The organism is Cupriavidus sp. SW-Y-13, from assembly GCF_009793345.1.
Lineage (GTDB): Bacteria > Pseudomonadota > Gammaproteobacteria > Burkholderiales > Burkholderiaceae > Cupriavidus.
Genome location: NZ_WHLX01000001.1, coordinates 2,863,564 through 2,877,607 on the forward strand (window position 1 = coordinate 2,863,564; position 14,044 = coordinate 2,877,607).

13 protein-coding genes are annotated in these 14,044 nt (G+C 63.6%); 2 read left to right on the forward strand and 11 right to left on the reverse strand.

Annotation, left to right across the window (positions count from 1 at the left end):
• Position 1 precedes the first annotated feature (1 nt).
• The 4 genes from GA566_RS12770 to GA566_RS12785 form a co-directional block, all read right to left on the reverse strand.
• Positions 2 to 781: an ABC transporter ATP-binding protein gene (locus GA566_RS12770; RefSeq protein ID WP_137926120.1), complete on the reverse strand. Its 780-nt coding sequence runs from the start codon at positions 779 to 781 to the stop codon at positions 2 to 4.
• The gene (locus tag GA566_RS12775) at positions 778 to 1,626 is read right to left on the reverse strand and encodes an ABC transporter permease (protein ID WP_370459306.1); all 849 of its coding nucleotides are present in this window, start codon (positions 1,624 to 1,626) and stop codon (positions 778 to 780) included. Before GA566_RS12775 ends, GA566_RS12770 begins: the two co-directional genes overlap by 4 nt.
• Before the next feature lie 37 nt (positions 1,627 to 1,663).
• On the reverse strand, positions 1,664 to 2,611 hold the full coding sequence (locus GA566_RS12780) for an ABC transporter substrate-binding protein (RefSeq protein ID WP_160472921.1): 948 nt from the start codon (positions 2,609 to 2,611) through the stop codon (positions 1,664 to 1,666).
• Positions 2,612 to 2,982: 371 nt separating this feature from the next.
• A complete protein-coding gene (locus tag GA566_RS12785; protein ID WP_137926117.1) occupies positions 2,983 to 4,023 on the reverse strand; it encodes an NAD-dependent epimerase/dehydratase family protein in 1,041 nt (346 codons plus the stop codon).
• Between the two features lie 10 nt (positions 4,024 to 4,033).
• Here GA566_RS12785 and GA566_RS12790 point away from each other — a divergent pair, with 10 nt between their 5' ends.
• Together GA566_RS12790 and GA566_RS12795 are read left to right on the forward strand one after the other, a co-directional pair.
• Entirely contained in the window at positions 4,034 to 5,089 is a 1,056-nt protein-coding gene (locus GA566_RS12790; protein WP_137926116.1) for a CDP-6-deoxy-delta-3,4-glucoseen reductase, read from the forward strand.
• A gap of 260 nt (positions 5,090 to 5,349) precedes the next feature.
• Positions 5,350 to 6,537: an acetylornithine transaminase gene (locus GA566_RS12795; RefSeq protein WP_137926115.1), complete on the forward strand. Its 1,188-nt coding sequence runs from the start codon at positions 5,350 to 5,352 to the stop codon at positions 6,535 to 6,537.
• Positions 6,538 to 6,647: 110 nt separating this feature from the next.
• Here the strand turns inward: GA566_RS12795 and GA566_RS12800 are convergent, their stop codons facing one another.
• The 7 genes from GA566_RS12800 to GA566_RS12830 form a co-directional block, all read right to left on the reverse strand.
• Entirely contained in the window at positions 6,648 to 7,364 is a 717-nt protein-coding gene (locus tag GA566_RS12800; protein ID WP_137926114.1) for an ABC transporter ATP-binding protein, read from the reverse strand.
• 25 nt (positions 7,365 to 7,389) lie between these two features.
• Complete coding sequence (locus GA566_RS12805) at positions 7,390 to 8,166, reverse strand: ABC transporter ATP-binding protein (protein WP_137926113.1); 777 nt, start codon at positions 8,164 to 8,166, stop codon at positions 7,390 to 7,392.
• Positions 8,167 to 8,179: 13 nt separating this feature from the next.
• Positions 8,180 to 9,334 (reverse strand): ABC transporter ATP-binding protein, encoded by a 1,155-nt coding sequence (locus GA566_RS12810; RefSeq protein WP_137926112.1) that lies wholly within the window; start codon positions 9,332 to 9,334, stop codon positions 8,180 to 8,182.
• 16 nt (positions 9,335 to 9,350) lie between these two features.
• The gene (locus GA566_RS12815) at positions 9,351 to 10,286 is read right to left on the reverse strand and encodes a branched-chain amino acid ABC transporter permease (RefSeq protein ID WP_137926111.1); all 936 of its coding nucleotides are present in this window, start codon (positions 10,284 to 10,286) and stop codon (positions 9,351 to 9,353) included.
• A 216-nt stretch (positions 10,287 to 10,502) separates the two neighbouring features.
• Complete coding sequence (locus GA566_RS12820) at positions 10,503 to 11,705, reverse strand: branched-chain amino acid ABC transporter substrate-binding protein (RefSeq protein ID WP_137926110.1); 1,203 nt, start codon at positions 11,703 to 11,705, stop codon at positions 10,503 to 10,505.
• A gap of 705 nt (positions 11,706 to 12,410) precedes the next feature.
• Positions 12,411 to 13,403 (reverse strand): 4-hydroxy-3-methylbut-2-enyl diphosphate reductase, encoded by a 993-nt coding sequence (ispH, locus tag GA566_RS12825; RefSeq protein ID WP_137926109.1) that lies wholly within the window; start codon positions 13,401 to 13,403, stop codon positions 12,411 to 12,413.
• A complete protein-coding gene (locus GA566_RS12830) occupies positions 13,403 to 13,894 on the reverse strand; it encodes a peptidylprolyl isomerase (RefSeq protein ID WP_160472922.1) in 492 nt (163 codons plus the stop codon). Before GA566_RS12830 ends, ispH begins: the two co-directional genes overlap by 1 nt.
• Between the last annotated feature and the right edge of the window lie 150 nt (positions 13,895 to 14,044).

Below are 14,044 nucleotides of genomic sequence, written 5' to 3' on the forward strand. Positions count from 1 at the left end.
CTCAGTGCTCCGCCGAAGCCATGGCCTCGGCGCGAATCTCTTCCGTCAGTCGTGCCTTGAGCACGGAAAATTCGGGCGACGTCTTGATCGTGTAATGGCGCGGATGGGGGAAATCCACCGCGATCTCGCTCTTGATCCGACCCGGCCGCGCGGAAAACACCGCCACGCGGTTCGCCATGAAAATGGCCTCGTCGATATCGTGCGTCACGAATAATACCGTCTTGCGATGCGACTCCCAGATGCCAAGCAGCAACTCCTGCATCAGCACGCGCGTCTGGTTGTCGAGCGCACCGAACGGCTCGTCGAGCAGCAGGATCTTGGGATCGTTGGCCAGCGCCCGCGCAATAGCCGTGCGCTGCTGCATGCCACCCGACAACTGCTTCGGGAAGTGCTGCTCGAAACCGCGCAGCCCCACGCGCGCGATGAAGAAATCGCTGCGCTCTTTCTGCTCGGCCTCGCTCATGCCGCGCTCGCGCAGGCCAAAGCGCACGTTCTGCGCAATGGTCAGCCACGGAAACAGCGTGTACGACTGGAATACCATGCCGCGGTCCGCGCCCGGTCCGGCCACCGCCTGCCCATCGAGCAATACGCGTCCGCCGCTTGGCGTATCGAGTCCCGCCACAATGCGCAGCAGCGTGGACTTGCCGCAGCCCGATGGCCCGAGGATCGTCACGAAATCGTTGTCGCGTACCTCGAAATCGACGGGCAGCAACGCCTGCGTGCTGCCACCGTTCGGGTTGGCAAAGGTCCGCGATACCTGCTGGATCGACAGCGCGCTCATTTGATGGCACTCCAGGGAAACAGGCGCTGGTTGGCCAGCTTGAAGACGAGGTCGGAGATCAGGCCGATGCAGCCGATGACGATGATGCCGAAGATGATCTGTCCGGTGTTGAGCAGCGCCTGGCTATCCGTGATCATGTGTCCGATGCCCGACGACGAACCGATCAACTCGGCCACGATCACGTAGGTCCACGCCCAACCCAGCACGAGTCGCAGGATTTCCGCGATGTCCGGCGCCGCACCCGGAATCAGCACGCGCCGCACGATGCCGCGCGGCGTGGCGCCCAACGTGTAAGCGGCCTCCACCAGATCCTTGCGCGCGCCGCCCACCGTCACGGCCACCATCAGCACGATCTGGAAGAACGATCCGATAAAGATCACCAGCAGCTTCTGCGTCTCGCCGATGCCGGCCCACAGGATCAGCAGCGGAATGAATGCGGACGCCGGCAGGTATCGGCAGAACGACACGAACGGCTCGAAGAATGCCTCGGCCGCCTTGTAGGCACCCATCAGGATGCCGAGCGGCACGGCCAGCACGGCAGCCAGCACGAAGCCGCCGAGCACGCGCCACACTGTCATGCCGATATCGCCGATGAAACCGTACTCGGTGAACAGCGCCCAGCCTTCGCGCGCCATCGTCAGCGGATCGGCCAGGAACGTGCGCGAGACAAAACCGCCGAGCGTCGCCATCGCCCAGATCGCAAAGAACAGGACGAAGAACGACAGGCCGAGTACCCAGCGCGCCCGCGACGACACCGGCACCAGCGGCGACAGCCACGGATGACGCGCGCGCGGTGCGCGGTCGTTGGACGTGGAGACAATGGGCGCGGGGGCGCGCGTGGTCATCGTCGGCGTAGGCGATTGCGACATGCCTGCCTCCCGCTTACTTGAGGAACCGGGCGTCATAGAGCGCCGTCACGTCGGGCACCTGGCGGATCACGCCGATGTCCTTGAGCACATCGGCCGCTTCCTTGCTGAAGCTGGCCAGTTCTCCCGCGAAGAAGGTCTTGTTGGCGTCCTTGTCCTGCCAGCGCAGGTAAGCGGAAGATTTCGCAAACTGCTCGCCGGTCTGCTTCACGGCCGCACCCATGATCTCGTTGGATTTCACCGGGTCCTTGCGGATCATCTCCAGCGCTTCGAAATAGCTGTCGACCAGTGCCTGCGCAGCCTTGGGATTGTCCTTGAGCCACTTCGGCGCGCAGCCCAGCGTATCGGTCACCATCGGATAGTCGAGCGTGGTGGCCAGGATCTTGCCCTTGTCCGGGTTGGCGCGAACCGTCGACAGATACGGCTCATAGGTCATCGCGCCATCGTTCTGACCCGCCACAAATGCCTGCGCGGCGGCCTGCGGCGACAGCGTGGTCAGCTTCACATCCTTGAGCGTCATGCCGTTCTTCTTGAGCATCCAGGCCAGTCCGAAGTACGGCGCGGTGCCCGGCGCATCCACGCCGATGGTCTTGCCCTTGAGATCCGCGAACCCCTTGACATCGCCGCGCACGGCCAGGCCATCGGCACCATACGACTTGTCGAGCTGCACGATCTGCGTGATCGGCACGCCATTGGCATTCCACGCCACATGCGTCTCCACCGTAGTGGCTGCGCACTGGATCGCGCCCGACGCCAGCGCCAGATGCCGGTCCTTCTGCGGGATCATCTTGATCTCCACATCGACACCGTTCTTCTTGAAGATGCCGGCCTTCTCGGCCAGCGTCAGCGGCGCAAAACCCGTCCATCCGCTCATGCCGATGGTCACCGGCGTGTTCTGGGCGTGGGCGGCTGTGGCAAATAGCGCGGAGGTAACGATCAATGCGGCGCGGCGGTGCAGCTTCATGCTGTCGGCTCCCTGTGGGCGTCGTTCTGGGTAGTGGGGGTCCCGTCTCCCTGGACCTGACGGGCAATGTACCAGCCTGTATATACAAGTCAAACCCGGGGTTTACCTGAGGATGTGCACCGGAAATGGACGATTGGGCGCAGGGATGCACCAATGTTGTATAGACAGGATGGCTAGACGGAGAGAAGAGCAAGAGCCATGCCTCACAAACCCGCTTGTGTTATTCCCCTCTCCCGCGAAGTGGGAGAGGGGTTAGGGGAGAGGGCGGGAGGGTCTGCTTGCCGACCACATCACAATTTGCACCGCTGGCCCTCTCCCCCGCCCCTCTCCCGCAACGCGGGAGAGAGGAGAAACCACCGGAGATTCAGACCTCAGCGATCAAAAAACGCCGCCACCGTCGGATACCTCAACCTCACCCGCAATTCCCGCTTCAGCCGACCGTTGTCCAGCCGGCGCGATTCGCTCATGAAGCTCAGGAGGTTGGCGTCGATGGTCTCGCGCGCCTGCTGGCGACTGATGCGAGGCGGGCGTGGCAAACCCTTGCGGTCGGCCACGAGGTCGAAGTAGTCGGCCATGCGCAGTTCCGTGTCGTCGCTGGCATGGACCACGCGCTGGGGACGTCCGCGCCAGAGCGATGCGATCATCGTGCGGGCCAGATCGTCGGCGTGGATATGGCTGGTGTAGACATCGTCCTGGGGCGCCAACGCCGGCGTGCCCTTGTTCAGGCGGGCCACCGGCAAGCGGTCTTCGGCGTAGATGCCGGGAATCCGGACGATGCTGGCGCGCCAGCCCGCATCGCGCCCAAAGCGCCGCACCGCCGACTCCGCCGCCACGCGTCGGCGCGCACGGGCAGTCTGCGGCCGGACCGCGTGGAATTCCTTGACGCGGGCCCCGCCGCGGTCGCCATAGACGCCGGTCGTGCTGGCGTAGATGTACGCCCCGTTGGCGCGGTGGCGCGTGGACGCCTCAAACGCGCGGTGCCAGCCCCGCTCGGGTAGAATGGCGGCCTCGCCGGGACTGGTGCCATAACGCATGGTCCGCGCCCGGCGCCAGGCCGCGCGCCGCAACGTCCCCAGCAACGCGCGCGACCGTGGATCGCCATCGCCCTGACCGGGCGGCGGCGCCAGGTTCATCACGCGACTCGCGAGATGCGCCAGGCGTGACAGCGTGGCGGGCTGATCCAGATCGGCTACCAGCGGCACTGCACCGGCCTGACGCAGCGCGTCCCGGCGCGAGGGCTGAGATGTGACGGCGAACACACGCATCCGCGTGGACAGCAGGCGCAGGACGCGCGTGCCGACGTCACCGCAGCCCACGATCAGCAGGCGCGGACGGCCCAGCCGGCGCCCCTGCCGCGCGTGCCGCACACCCGGGGAAGACAACGCCGCTTGCGGCGACAGAATTTGGTTCATAGACCCGATTATGGCTTATCAAGTTACCGTCATGCCGAGTGGCCACAAGTTCGAAGTGGCTGCCGACGAAACCATCCTGGGCGCCGCGCTGCGCCATAGTATCGGCCTGCCGTACGGCTGCAAGAACGGTGCATGCGGGTCCTGCAAGGGCCGCGTGACCGAAGGCACGATCCACCAGGGCGACCACGCCGCCTCGGCACTGACGGCGCAGGAAAAGACCGAGGGCCGCGCCCTCTTCTGCTGCGCCAACGCCACGTCGGACATCACCATCGAGTGCCGCGAAGTCCACGGCGCCGGTGACATTCCCATCAAGAAGGTGCCGTGCCGCGTCGCCTCGCTGGAGCGCCTGGCCGACGACGTCATCGCCATCAAGCTGCAACTGCCCGCCACCGAGCGCATGCAGTTCCTGGCCGGCCAGTACGTGGAATTCCTGTTGCGCGACGGCAAGCGCCGCAGCTACTCCATCGCCACGCCTCCGCATGAGGAAGGCCCGATCGAGTTGCACATCCGCCACATGCCGGGCGGCACGTTCACGGACTACGTGTTCGGCGCCAAGGAAGGCATGCCGGCCATGAAGGAGCGCGACATCCTGCGCTTCGAAGGTCCGCTGGGCAGCTTCTTCCTGCGTGAGGATTCGGACAAGCCCATCGTCCTGCTGGCGTCGGGCACCGGCTTCGCGCCGATCAAGGCCATCGTCGAGCACGCCGCCTATACCGGCATCACGCGCCCGATGACGCTGTACTGGGGCGGGCGCCGTCCGCAGGACCTGTACATGCACGCGCTGTGCGAGCAATGGGCCCGCGATCTGCCGAACTTCCAGTACGTGCCCGTGATCTCGAACGCCACGGCCGAGGACAACTGGTCCGGTCGCACGGGCTTCGTGCACCAGGCTGTGATGGCCGACCATCCGGATCTGTCGAACCACGAGGTCTACGCCTGCGGTGCGCCAGTCATGGTCAACGCCGCACGCACGGATTTCTCCGCGCAGTGCAAGCTTCACGAGGACGCGTTCTTCGCCGATTCGTTCACGTCCGAGGCCGATCTGCACCCGGCCGGCGCGGCCTAAGCCGGGCCGCGCGCGTTCCGCCGACACAACAATGCCACCCGGGTCTGCCATATTTCGCTTTGACACCCGGGCGCATGCGCCTTATATTGGCCGCCATGAACACCGCCATCATCCGACGCCGCGCACGTACGTTGCTCCCCACCGGGGTGCCGCGCGGCTGACCGCAGATAGCGTCTGTTCAGGTCGACAAGCCACGGGCAACCCCCGTGGCTTTTTGCTTTTCTCCGTCCATCGTTTCATGCCGACCCCAGGAGTCCGCCATGGCATTTGCTGAGTTCCCCGTCCAGTCCCTGATGTACATCACCAACCGTCCCGAGCTGGTCTTCACCGAAGGCAAGGGCTCGTGGCTGACGGACCATAACGGCAAGCGATACCTGGACTTCGTGCAGGGCTGGGCCGTCAACTCGCTGGGCCATTCGAACGAAGGCATGATCGAGGCGCTGGAAAAGCAGGCGCGCAAGCTGCTGAACCCGAGCCCCGCGTTCTACAACGAGCCGATGCTGAAGCTCGCCCAGCAACTGACCGACAACAGCTGCTTCGACAAGGTCTTCTTCGCCAACAGCGGCGCCGAAGCCAATGAAGGCGCGATCAAGCTGGCGCGCAAGTGGGGCCGCAAGCACAAGAACGGCGCGTTCGAGATCATCACGATGGACCACAGCTTCCATGGCCGCACGCTGGCGACCATGAGCGCTTCGGGCAAGGCTGGCTGGGACACGATCTTCGCACCCCAGGTGCCGGGCTTCCCCAAGGCCGAGCTGAACAACCTGGCTTCGGTCGAGGCACTGATCACCGACAAGACCGTCGGCATCATGCTGGAACCGGTGCAAGGCGAAGGCGGCGTGATCCCCGCCACGCGCGAGTTCATGCAGGGCCTGCGCGCGCTGGCCGACAAGCACAAGCTGCTGTTCATCGTCGATGAAGTGCAAACCGGCTGCGGCCGCTGCGGCACGCTGTTCGCCTACGAACTCTCGGGCGTGGAACCGGACATCATGACGCTGGGCAAGGGCATCGGCGGCGGCGTGCCGCTGTCGGCCCTGCTGTGCAAGAGCGATGTGGCCAGCTTCGAAGCCGGCGATCAGGGCGGCACCTACAACGGCAACCCGCTGATGACCGCCGTGGGCAGCTCGGTGATTTCGCAACTGACCGCGCCGGGCTTCCTCGACGACGTGAAGGCCAAGTCCGCCTACCTGAGCGAGCAACTGCTGGCGCTGTCGGCCGAGTTCGGCCTCGGCGGCGAGCGCGGTGAAGGTCTGCTGCGCGCACTGGTGCTGGGCAAGGACATCGGTCCGCAGATCGTGGAAGAAGCGCGCGAGATGAACCCGACCGGCCTGCTGCTGAATGCCCCGCGCCCCAACCTGCTGCGCTTCATGCCGGCCCTGAACGTGACCCGCGAGGAGATCGACCAGATGATCGGCATGCTGCGCGAGCTGCTGAAGAAGCTGGCGTAACAAAGAAAAAACCCGCTGCGAAGCGGGTTTTTTTATTGCCGAGAGGTCGACCGATTGTTTGCTCCCCTCTCCCGCAGGCGGGAGAGGGGAGAAACCCAGCGGCAGGGAGCTCACTCCCCCAGATACGCCGCCCTCACCTTCGGGTCATCCAGCATCTGCTTGGCGTCACCGCTCATCGTCACCAGGCCCGACTCCATCACGTAGCCGCGATGCGCAGCCTGCAGCGCCAGGCGCGCGTTCTGCTCCACCAGCAGCACGGTCACGCCCTGTGCGGAGACGGTGCGCACCACCTCGAAGATCTTCTCGACCATGATTGGCGAGAGACCCATCGACGGTTCATCCAGCAGCAGCAGCTTCGGCTGGCTCATCAGCGCACGCGCCATCGCCAGCATCTGCTGCTCGCCGCCGGACATCGTGCCGGCCAGCTGGTTCGCACGCTCCTTGAGTCGCGGGAAGGTCTCGAACATGCGGTCGATGTCAGCCTTGATGCCGGCCTCGTCGTCGCGCGTGTACGCGCCCATCTGCAGGTTCTCGGTGATGGTCATGCGCGCGAACACGCCGCGGCCTTCCGGCACCATCGCCAGCCCCTGCTTGAGCAGCTTGTAGCTGGGTACGCCCTTGATGGATTTGCCCATGTACTCCACGTCGCCGCCCGCCCAGCCCTGCAGACCGGTGATGGCCTTCATGGTCGTGGTCTTGCCGGCACCATTGGCACCGATCAGCGTGACGAGCTCGCCGTCGTGGATCTCCAGGTCCACGCCCTTGACGGCCTGGATGCCGCCGTAGGCCACCTTCAGGCCGGAAATCTTCAGGATCGTCTGTGTCATTTGCTTTGCTCCTGCCTTTCTGGCCTTAGTGCGCCGACGCGCCGAGGTAAGCCTCGATCACGGCAGGATTGTTCTGGACTTCGTGCGGCAGGCCCTGCGCAATGACCTTGCCGTAATCGAGCACGGTCAGGCGGTTGCACAGACCCATCACCAGCTTCACGTCGTGCTCGATCAGCAGGATGGTCTTGCCATCGTTCTTGATCTTCTCCAGCAGGCCGCGCAACTCCACCTTCTCGGTGGCGTTCATGCCGGCTGCCGGTTCGTCCAGCGCCAGAAGCTTCGGCTCGGTAGCCAGCGCGCGGGCGATCTCCAGACGGCGCTGGTGGCCGTACGACAGGTTGCGCGACGTGAAGTTGGCGTACTTGCCAATGCCCACGTAGTCCAGCAGGTCGTGCGCCATGTCCTCGATGCCTTCTTCTTCACGACGCACCGAAGGCGGACGGAAGACGGCGCCGAAGATGCCGGCCTTGGTCCGCACGTGGCGGCCCACCATGACGTTTTCCAGCGCGGTCATCTCGCCGAACAGGCGGATGTTCTGGAACGTACGTGCGATGCCGGTCCGCGCCACTTCATGCACGGCCGTGGGCTGGTACGGCTTGCCGCCCAGCACGAACTCGCCGGAATCCGGCGTGTACAGGCCCGTGATCACATTGAAGAACGTGGTCTTGCCCGCACCGTTCGGGCCGATCAGGCCATAGATTTCACCGGGCTTGATCTGCAGGCCCACATCGGACAACGCCTGCAGGCCGCCGAAACGCTTGTTGACCCCCTGAACGGACAGGAGGAAATCGGAATTGCTCATGTTATCCCCCTGTTCAGAAACGGCCCACGCTGCCCGCCCGGCGCACCACCGGACGATCTTCCTTGCGCGGCGACGGCCACAGGCCCGCCGGGCGATACAGCATCACACCCACCAGGGCCAGACCGAACAGCAGCTGACGCAGCACTTCCGCATCGACGATCACATGGCCGAACAGGCCCGTCTGCATCGGCTCCGCCACCACGCGCAGCAGTTCCTGGAAGCCCACCAGCAGGATGCCGCCCAGGATCACGCCCGGGATATGGCCCATGCCGCCCAGCACCACGATGGCCAGGATGTAGATCGATTCCCACAGCGTGAACGATTCCGGCGACACGAAGCCCTGGAACGCGCCGAACACGGCACCCGAGGCACCGCCGAACGATGCGCCCATGGCAAACGCCAGCAGCTTCATGTTGCGGGTGTTGATGCCCATGGCCTTGGCCGCGATCTCGTCTTCACGGATGGCCACCCAGGCGCGTCCGATCCGCGAGTTCTGCAGGCGCAGGCAGACGAACACGATCACGATGACCAGGAACACCAGCAGGTAGTAATACATGAACACCGGCGTGAACTTCATCCCGAAGATCTCGTGCGATTTCGAGAAGTCGAATCCGAAGATGTGGACCGGGTCCACCGCCGTGATGCCCTTGGGCCCGTTGGTGATGTTCACCGGACGGTCCAGGTTGTTCATGAAAATACGGATGATTTCACCGAAGCCCAGCGTCACGATGGCCAGGTAGTCGCCCCGCAACTTCAGCGTAGGCGCCCCCAGCAGCACGCCGAACGTGGCCGCCACGAGAATCGCTATTGGCAACACCAGCCACATCGTCAGGTGGATGCCGTTCGGAAACAGCTGCTGGATCCACTCGAACTGGTTGGCCAGGTGCGGCGAGCCGAGCAGCGCCATGCAGTAGGCGCCTACCGCGTAGAACGCGATGTAGCCCAGGTCGAGCAGGCCGGCAAAGCCCACCACGATATTCAGGCCTAGCGCCAGCATGATGTAGAGCAGCGCGAAGTCCAGCACGCGCACCCAGTAGTTGCCGCCGAACGTCTGGACGAAGAACGGTGCGCACAGCGCGATGACGAGAAATCCCAGCAGGGCTGCCAGGGTCTTGGCCGGGACGCGCGACGGCGCGGCCACGGCTGCGGATTGGATTGGAGCGTTCATGATTCGGTCTCCCCCCTCAGGCGCGGTCGGCCACGCGTTCGCCCATGATGCCGGACGGACGGAAGACGAGCACGATGATCAGCACGATGAACGCAAAGACGTCCTGGTAGTTCGAGCCGAACACACCATTCGTCAGATCACCGATGTAGCCGGCACCCAGTGCCTCGATCAGCCCCAGCAGCATGCCGCCCACCATGGCGCCTGCCAGGTTGCCGATGCCGCCCAGCACTGCGGCGGTGAACGCCTTCAGGCCGGGGATGAAACCCATGTAGAAGTGCGCATTACCGTAGTTCGTCGCCATCATCACGCCTGCCAGCGCTGCCAGCGCGGCACCGATCATGAACGTGGCCGAAATCACGAAGTTGGGGTTCACGCCCATCAGGCCCGCCACCTTCTGGTTCTCGGCGGTGGCGCGCATGGCGCGGCCGAGCTTGGTGCGGTTCACCAGGGCCAGCAGGCCGGACATGACCATCACGGCCAGGCCGATGATGACCATTTCCTTGCCGGTGATGGTGGCGCCGGTAGAGCCGATGTCGATCGGTTCCGAGGGCAGCAGTTGCGGGAACGTGAGCGGGTTGCGCGACCAGATCAGCATCCCCACGGTCTGGAGGATGATCGAGACGCCGATCGCGGTGATCAGCGGAGCCAGGCGCGGCGCATTGCGCAATGGCCGGTAGGCTACGCGTTCAATGGTGTACGAGAGGACTGCACAGACAGGCATGGCGATCAGCGTGGCGATCACCAGCGTCAGCCATTCGGGCAGGCCGGGTGCAAATTTCTGCAGCCCAAGAATTGCCGACAATGCGGTCAGCGCGCCAATCATCAGCACATCGCCGTGAGCGAAGTTGATGATGCCCAGAATGCCGTAGACCATGGTGTAGCCCAGTGCGATCAGCGCGTAGATGCTGCCGAGCACCAGACCGTTCACGATCTGCTGGATAAAGATATCCATGAAAACTCCTGCTTCGGCCCCGCTCCGGCCGGCATGGTGTGGATGCCGTGGATGGGACGGTAATGTGGATGGTAAGGGTAGGTTGTACTCAGTTGCTGGTGTGCTGCCCGCCCTGTTCCATCCATGGTAAGGATGCCGCTAACACGTTGGCGAGACTAAAAAGAACGGCACCGCAATGTCATCACGGTGCCGTTCAGGTGGGCCGGTAAGCCCGGATTACATCTTCACGACGTCGAGGACGGACTTCTTCTTGTCCTTGTACTCGTACAGCGTGATGGTGCCTTCCTTCATGTCGCCCTTTTCGTCAAAGGCGATGTTGCCGATCACGCCCTTGTAGTTCGTCTTGGGCATTTCGGCCAGGATGGCAGCCGGTTCAGCCGAGTTGGCACGCTTCATCGCGTCCACGATCACCATCACGGCGTCGTAGGTGAACGGTGCGTAGATCTGCACCGGTGCGTTGAAACGAGCCTGGTAGCGCTTCTGGAAGTCGGCGCCGTTTTCCATCTTCGACAGGGCCAGGCCTGCTTCCGAGCAGATCAGGTTCGTCACGGCATCGCCAGCCAGTTCGGCCACCTTGTCCGTGCAAACGCCGTCGCCACCCACGATCTTCGAGGTGATGCCCAGTTCCTTGGCCTGCTTGGTGAACGGACCACCGGTGGCATCCATGCCGCCGTACATGATCACGTCCGGCTTCTTGCCCTTGATCTTGGTCAGAATGGCCTTGAAGTCCGTGGCCTTGTCGTTGGTGGCTTCACGTGCCACCACATTCACGCCTGCAGCCTTGGCGGTCTTCTCGAACTCGTCGGCCAGGCCCTTGCCGTAGGCGGTGGCATCGTCGACGATGGCCACGCTCTTGGCGTTCAGGCTCTTGGCGGCGTAGTTGGCCAGTGCCGGACCCTGCTGGGCATCGGTGGCCACCACGCGGTACGTGGTCTTGAAGCCCTGCTTCGTGTAGTCGGGGTTGGTCGACGACGGCGAGATCTGGACGATGCCTGCATCGCTGTAGATCTTCGAGGCCGGAATCGACACGCCCGAGTTCAGGTGGCCCACAACGGCCACGACCTTGGCGTCCACGAGCTTCTGGGCCACGGCGGTACCGGTCTTCGGATCGGCGGCGTCATCTTCGCCCACCAGTTCCAGCTTGATCTTCTTGCCGCCGACTTCCAGGCCGGCCTTGTTCACTTCCTCGACGGCCAGGCGCGCGCCGTTTTCGTTGTCCTTGCCAAGGTGGGCAATGCCGCCAGTCAGCGGAGCGGCGTGGCCGATCTTGACGACGACATCGCCACCACCTGCTGCGGGGGCCGCAGCGGCCGGTGCGGAGGCTGCCGTGTCAACCGGCTTTTCTTCTTTCTTGCCACATGCAGCGACCAGCGCCACAGCGGCCGCGATCGGCAGAATCTTGGCAAACGTGAATTGCATGAGTGATCTCCTAGGATTCACAAAAACAGGGTTTTAGTTACGCCTCCCGGACGTAATCCCTGGACCGCCTTTGATTAGTTTCAATTTGAAACGCGCGCATTGTATCCCCTTTCTTTGAGGATGCAATACGCGACGCAACAACCTGAACCTTTTACCCACCAAATGAGCTAGGGAATTTCCCCAATGCACAGATTGGGGCAATCAAAGCCAACTTGGCGGACCCGTCTCCTTCCCTTTCAAGAATCGTGCCTACAGCGCCTGCAGAGGCGCATTCGGCACGGATGAAGCTTCTCCAGCGCCACCCATAATGCCCGCTTAATTAATTAGGCATTTCATTTCATATATCGAGCAACATCTCTAATGTGCAGAATGCAACGGCGCACCATAATAGGGAAAACCCCAGTCATCGGGATTACCCTGATATTGTTTGGTCAAGCATGGGGTTATTCCGCTATTAATCGGAGAATTCCGACGGTGGAATGCGGGTTTGCGGGGATTTGGACAAATAACCGCGTGCGAAAGCGGCTTTGAATGTCTGTTGTATAGCGCAATAGCGGCGCGCACCGCGTCGGTGCGCGGCATGGGCGACGGGCACGCGCCCGCATCAAACAGTCGTCACACGGCACAGCGCAAAAACAAAAACGCCGCTGGCGGAGGCGCAGCGGCGTTCGTAAGCAGATGGGCGCACGGAGCGCCCTGGCGTGGTCAGGCGCCCGGCGTCAGGTTCGCCAATCCACGCGGCAGCGGGAACGACATGTTCTCCTCGACGCCTTCCAGGGCACGCACGGACTTCACGCCAAACGTGCGCAGGCGCTCGACGATGGCTTGCGCCAGCACCTCGGGCGCCGATGCACCGGCGGTCAGGCCGATACGGCGCTTGCCCGCGACCCACTCCGGCTTGAGCTGGTCAGGATCGTCGACCATGTAGGCCGGCACACCCAGGCGGTCTGCCAGTTCACGCAGGCGATTGGAGTTCGAGCTGTTCGGGCTGCCCACCACGATCACGACTTCCACCTGGGGCACCATGAACTTCACGGCATCCTGGCGGTTCTGCGTGGCATAGCAGATGTCCTGCTTCTTGGGCTCGCGAATCTGCGGAAACCGCGCCTTGAGCGCCAGCACGATCTCCGCGGTCTCATCTACCGACAGCGTGGTCTGCGTGACATAGGCCAGTTGCGTCGGGTCTGCCACCGTCAGCGCCTGCACGTCCTCGACGGACTCCACCAGCAGCATGCCCGCCTCGGACTGCCCCATCGTGCCTTCCACTTCGGGGTGCCCCTTGTGGCCGATCATGATGATCTCGCAACCTTCCGCGCGCATCTTGCCCACCTCGACGTGGACCTTGGTCACCAGCGGGCAGGTGGCATCGAATATCGTCAGGCCGCGACGCGCCGCGTCGGCGCGCACTTCCTTGGACACGCCATGCGCACTGAAGATGACCGTCGAACCGGAGGGGACTTCCTCCAGTTCGTCGATGAAGATTGCGCCCTTCTTGCGCAGGTCGGCCACCACGTAGGCGTTGTGCACGATCTCGTGACGCACGTAGATCGGCGCGCCGAACAGCGCCAGCGCGCGCTCGACAATCTCGATGGCGCGGTCCACGCCAGCACAGAAGCCGCGCGGTTGCGCCATGAGGATCTCCGCATCGGCGGAGGTGGTGGTATCGGTCATGCTGCGTTCCATTGCCACGGCAGACATCAGAGTATTCCGATCAGCTGGACGTCGAACAGAATCGTCTGTCCGGCCAGCGGGTGATTGAAGTCGAAGAGTGCCGCAGTGTCGCCGTATTCCTTGAGCACGCCAGCGTACTTGCCGCCGCCGGGTGCATTGAATTCGACGAGATCGCCGGGACTGTATTCCTCTTCGAACGAGCTGTTCTCGCGCAGCGTGGCCAGCGAGACCCACTGCAGCAGTTCGGGATTGCGCGGGCCGAACGCCAGTTCCGGCGCCAGGCGGTACGTCATGCGCTCGCCCTCGGGCATGCCGAGCAATGCCTGTTCGAGCGTCGGGGCAAACTGCCCCTGGCCCAGCAACAGCGTGGCGGGCTTTTCCTCGAAGGTACTGACAACTTCGGTACCGTTCTCGAGGGAGATGCTGTAGTGAAGCGTCAGGAAGGAATCGACCTGTACGGTCTTGCGTGCGGCGGTGCCGCTGGGGGCCGCGGCCGGTGCAGCAGTTTGCAGAGTCATGTGAGTCAACCAGTCAACAGCCGCCATTGTATGCGACTCCGGCGCTCTGGCGCTGGACATTGCCCGGTTCCCCTATTACAGTGTGGCCCGCATCGCAGTACGCATCAGTCAGTGCGATGTCCAGAACCAGACCGGCTTTCCGACGCACCA

Excerpts from the sequence above, each read along its gene's own strand:
- GA566_RS12770 (WP_137926120.1), bottom strand. The coding sequence starts at position 781 with ATGAGCGCGCTGTCGATCCAGCAGGTATCGCGGACCTTTGCCAACCCG.
- GA566_RS12775 (WP_370459306.1), bottom strand. The coding sequence starts at position 1,626 with ATGACCACGCGCGCCCCCGCGCCCATTGTCTCCACGTCCAACGACCGC.
- GA566_RS12780 (WP_160472921.1), bottom strand. The coding sequence starts at position 2,611 with ATGAAGCTGCACCGCCGCGCCGCATTGATCGTTACCTCCGCGCTATTT.
- GA566_RS12785 (WP_137926117.1), bottom strand. The coding sequence starts at position 4,023 with ATGAACCAAATTCTGTCGCCGCAAGCGGCGTTGTCTTCCCCGGGTGTG.
- GA566_RS12790 (WP_137926116.1), top strand. The coding sequence starts at position 4,034 with ATGGCTTATCAAGTTACCGTCATGCCGAGTGGCCACAAGTTCGAAGTG.
- GA566_RS12795 (WP_137926115.1), top strand. The coding sequence starts at position 5,350 with ATGGCATTTGCTGAGTTCCCCGTCCAGTCCCTGATGTACATCACCAAC.
- GA566_RS12800 (WP_137926114.1), bottom strand. The coding sequence starts at position 7,364 with ATGACACAGACGATCCTGAAGATTTCCGGCCTGAAGGTGGCCTACGGC.
- GA566_RS12805 (WP_137926113.1), bottom strand. The coding sequence starts at position 8,166 with ATGAGCAATTCCGATTTCCTCCTGTCCGTTCAGGGGGTCAACAAGCGT.
- GA566_RS12810 (WP_137926112.1), bottom strand. The coding sequence starts at position 9,334 with ATGAACGCTCCAATCCAATCCGCAGCCGTGGCCGCGCCGTCGCGCGTC.
- GA566_RS12815 (WP_137926111.1), bottom strand. The coding sequence starts at position 10,286 with ATGGATATCTTTATCCAGCAGATCGTGAACGGTCTGGTGCTCGGCAGC.
- GA566_RS12820 (WP_137926110.1), bottom strand. The coding sequence starts at position 11,705 with ATGCAATTCACGTTTGCCAAGATTCTGCCGATCGCGGCCGCTGTGGCG.
- ispH (WP_137926109.1), bottom strand. The coding sequence starts at position 13,403 with ATGTCTGCCGTGGCAATGGAACGCAGCATGACCGATACCACCACCTCC.
- GA566_RS12830 (WP_160472922.1), bottom strand. The coding sequence starts at position 13,894 with ATGACTCTGCAAACTGCTGCACCGGCCGCGGCCCCCAGCGGCACCGCC.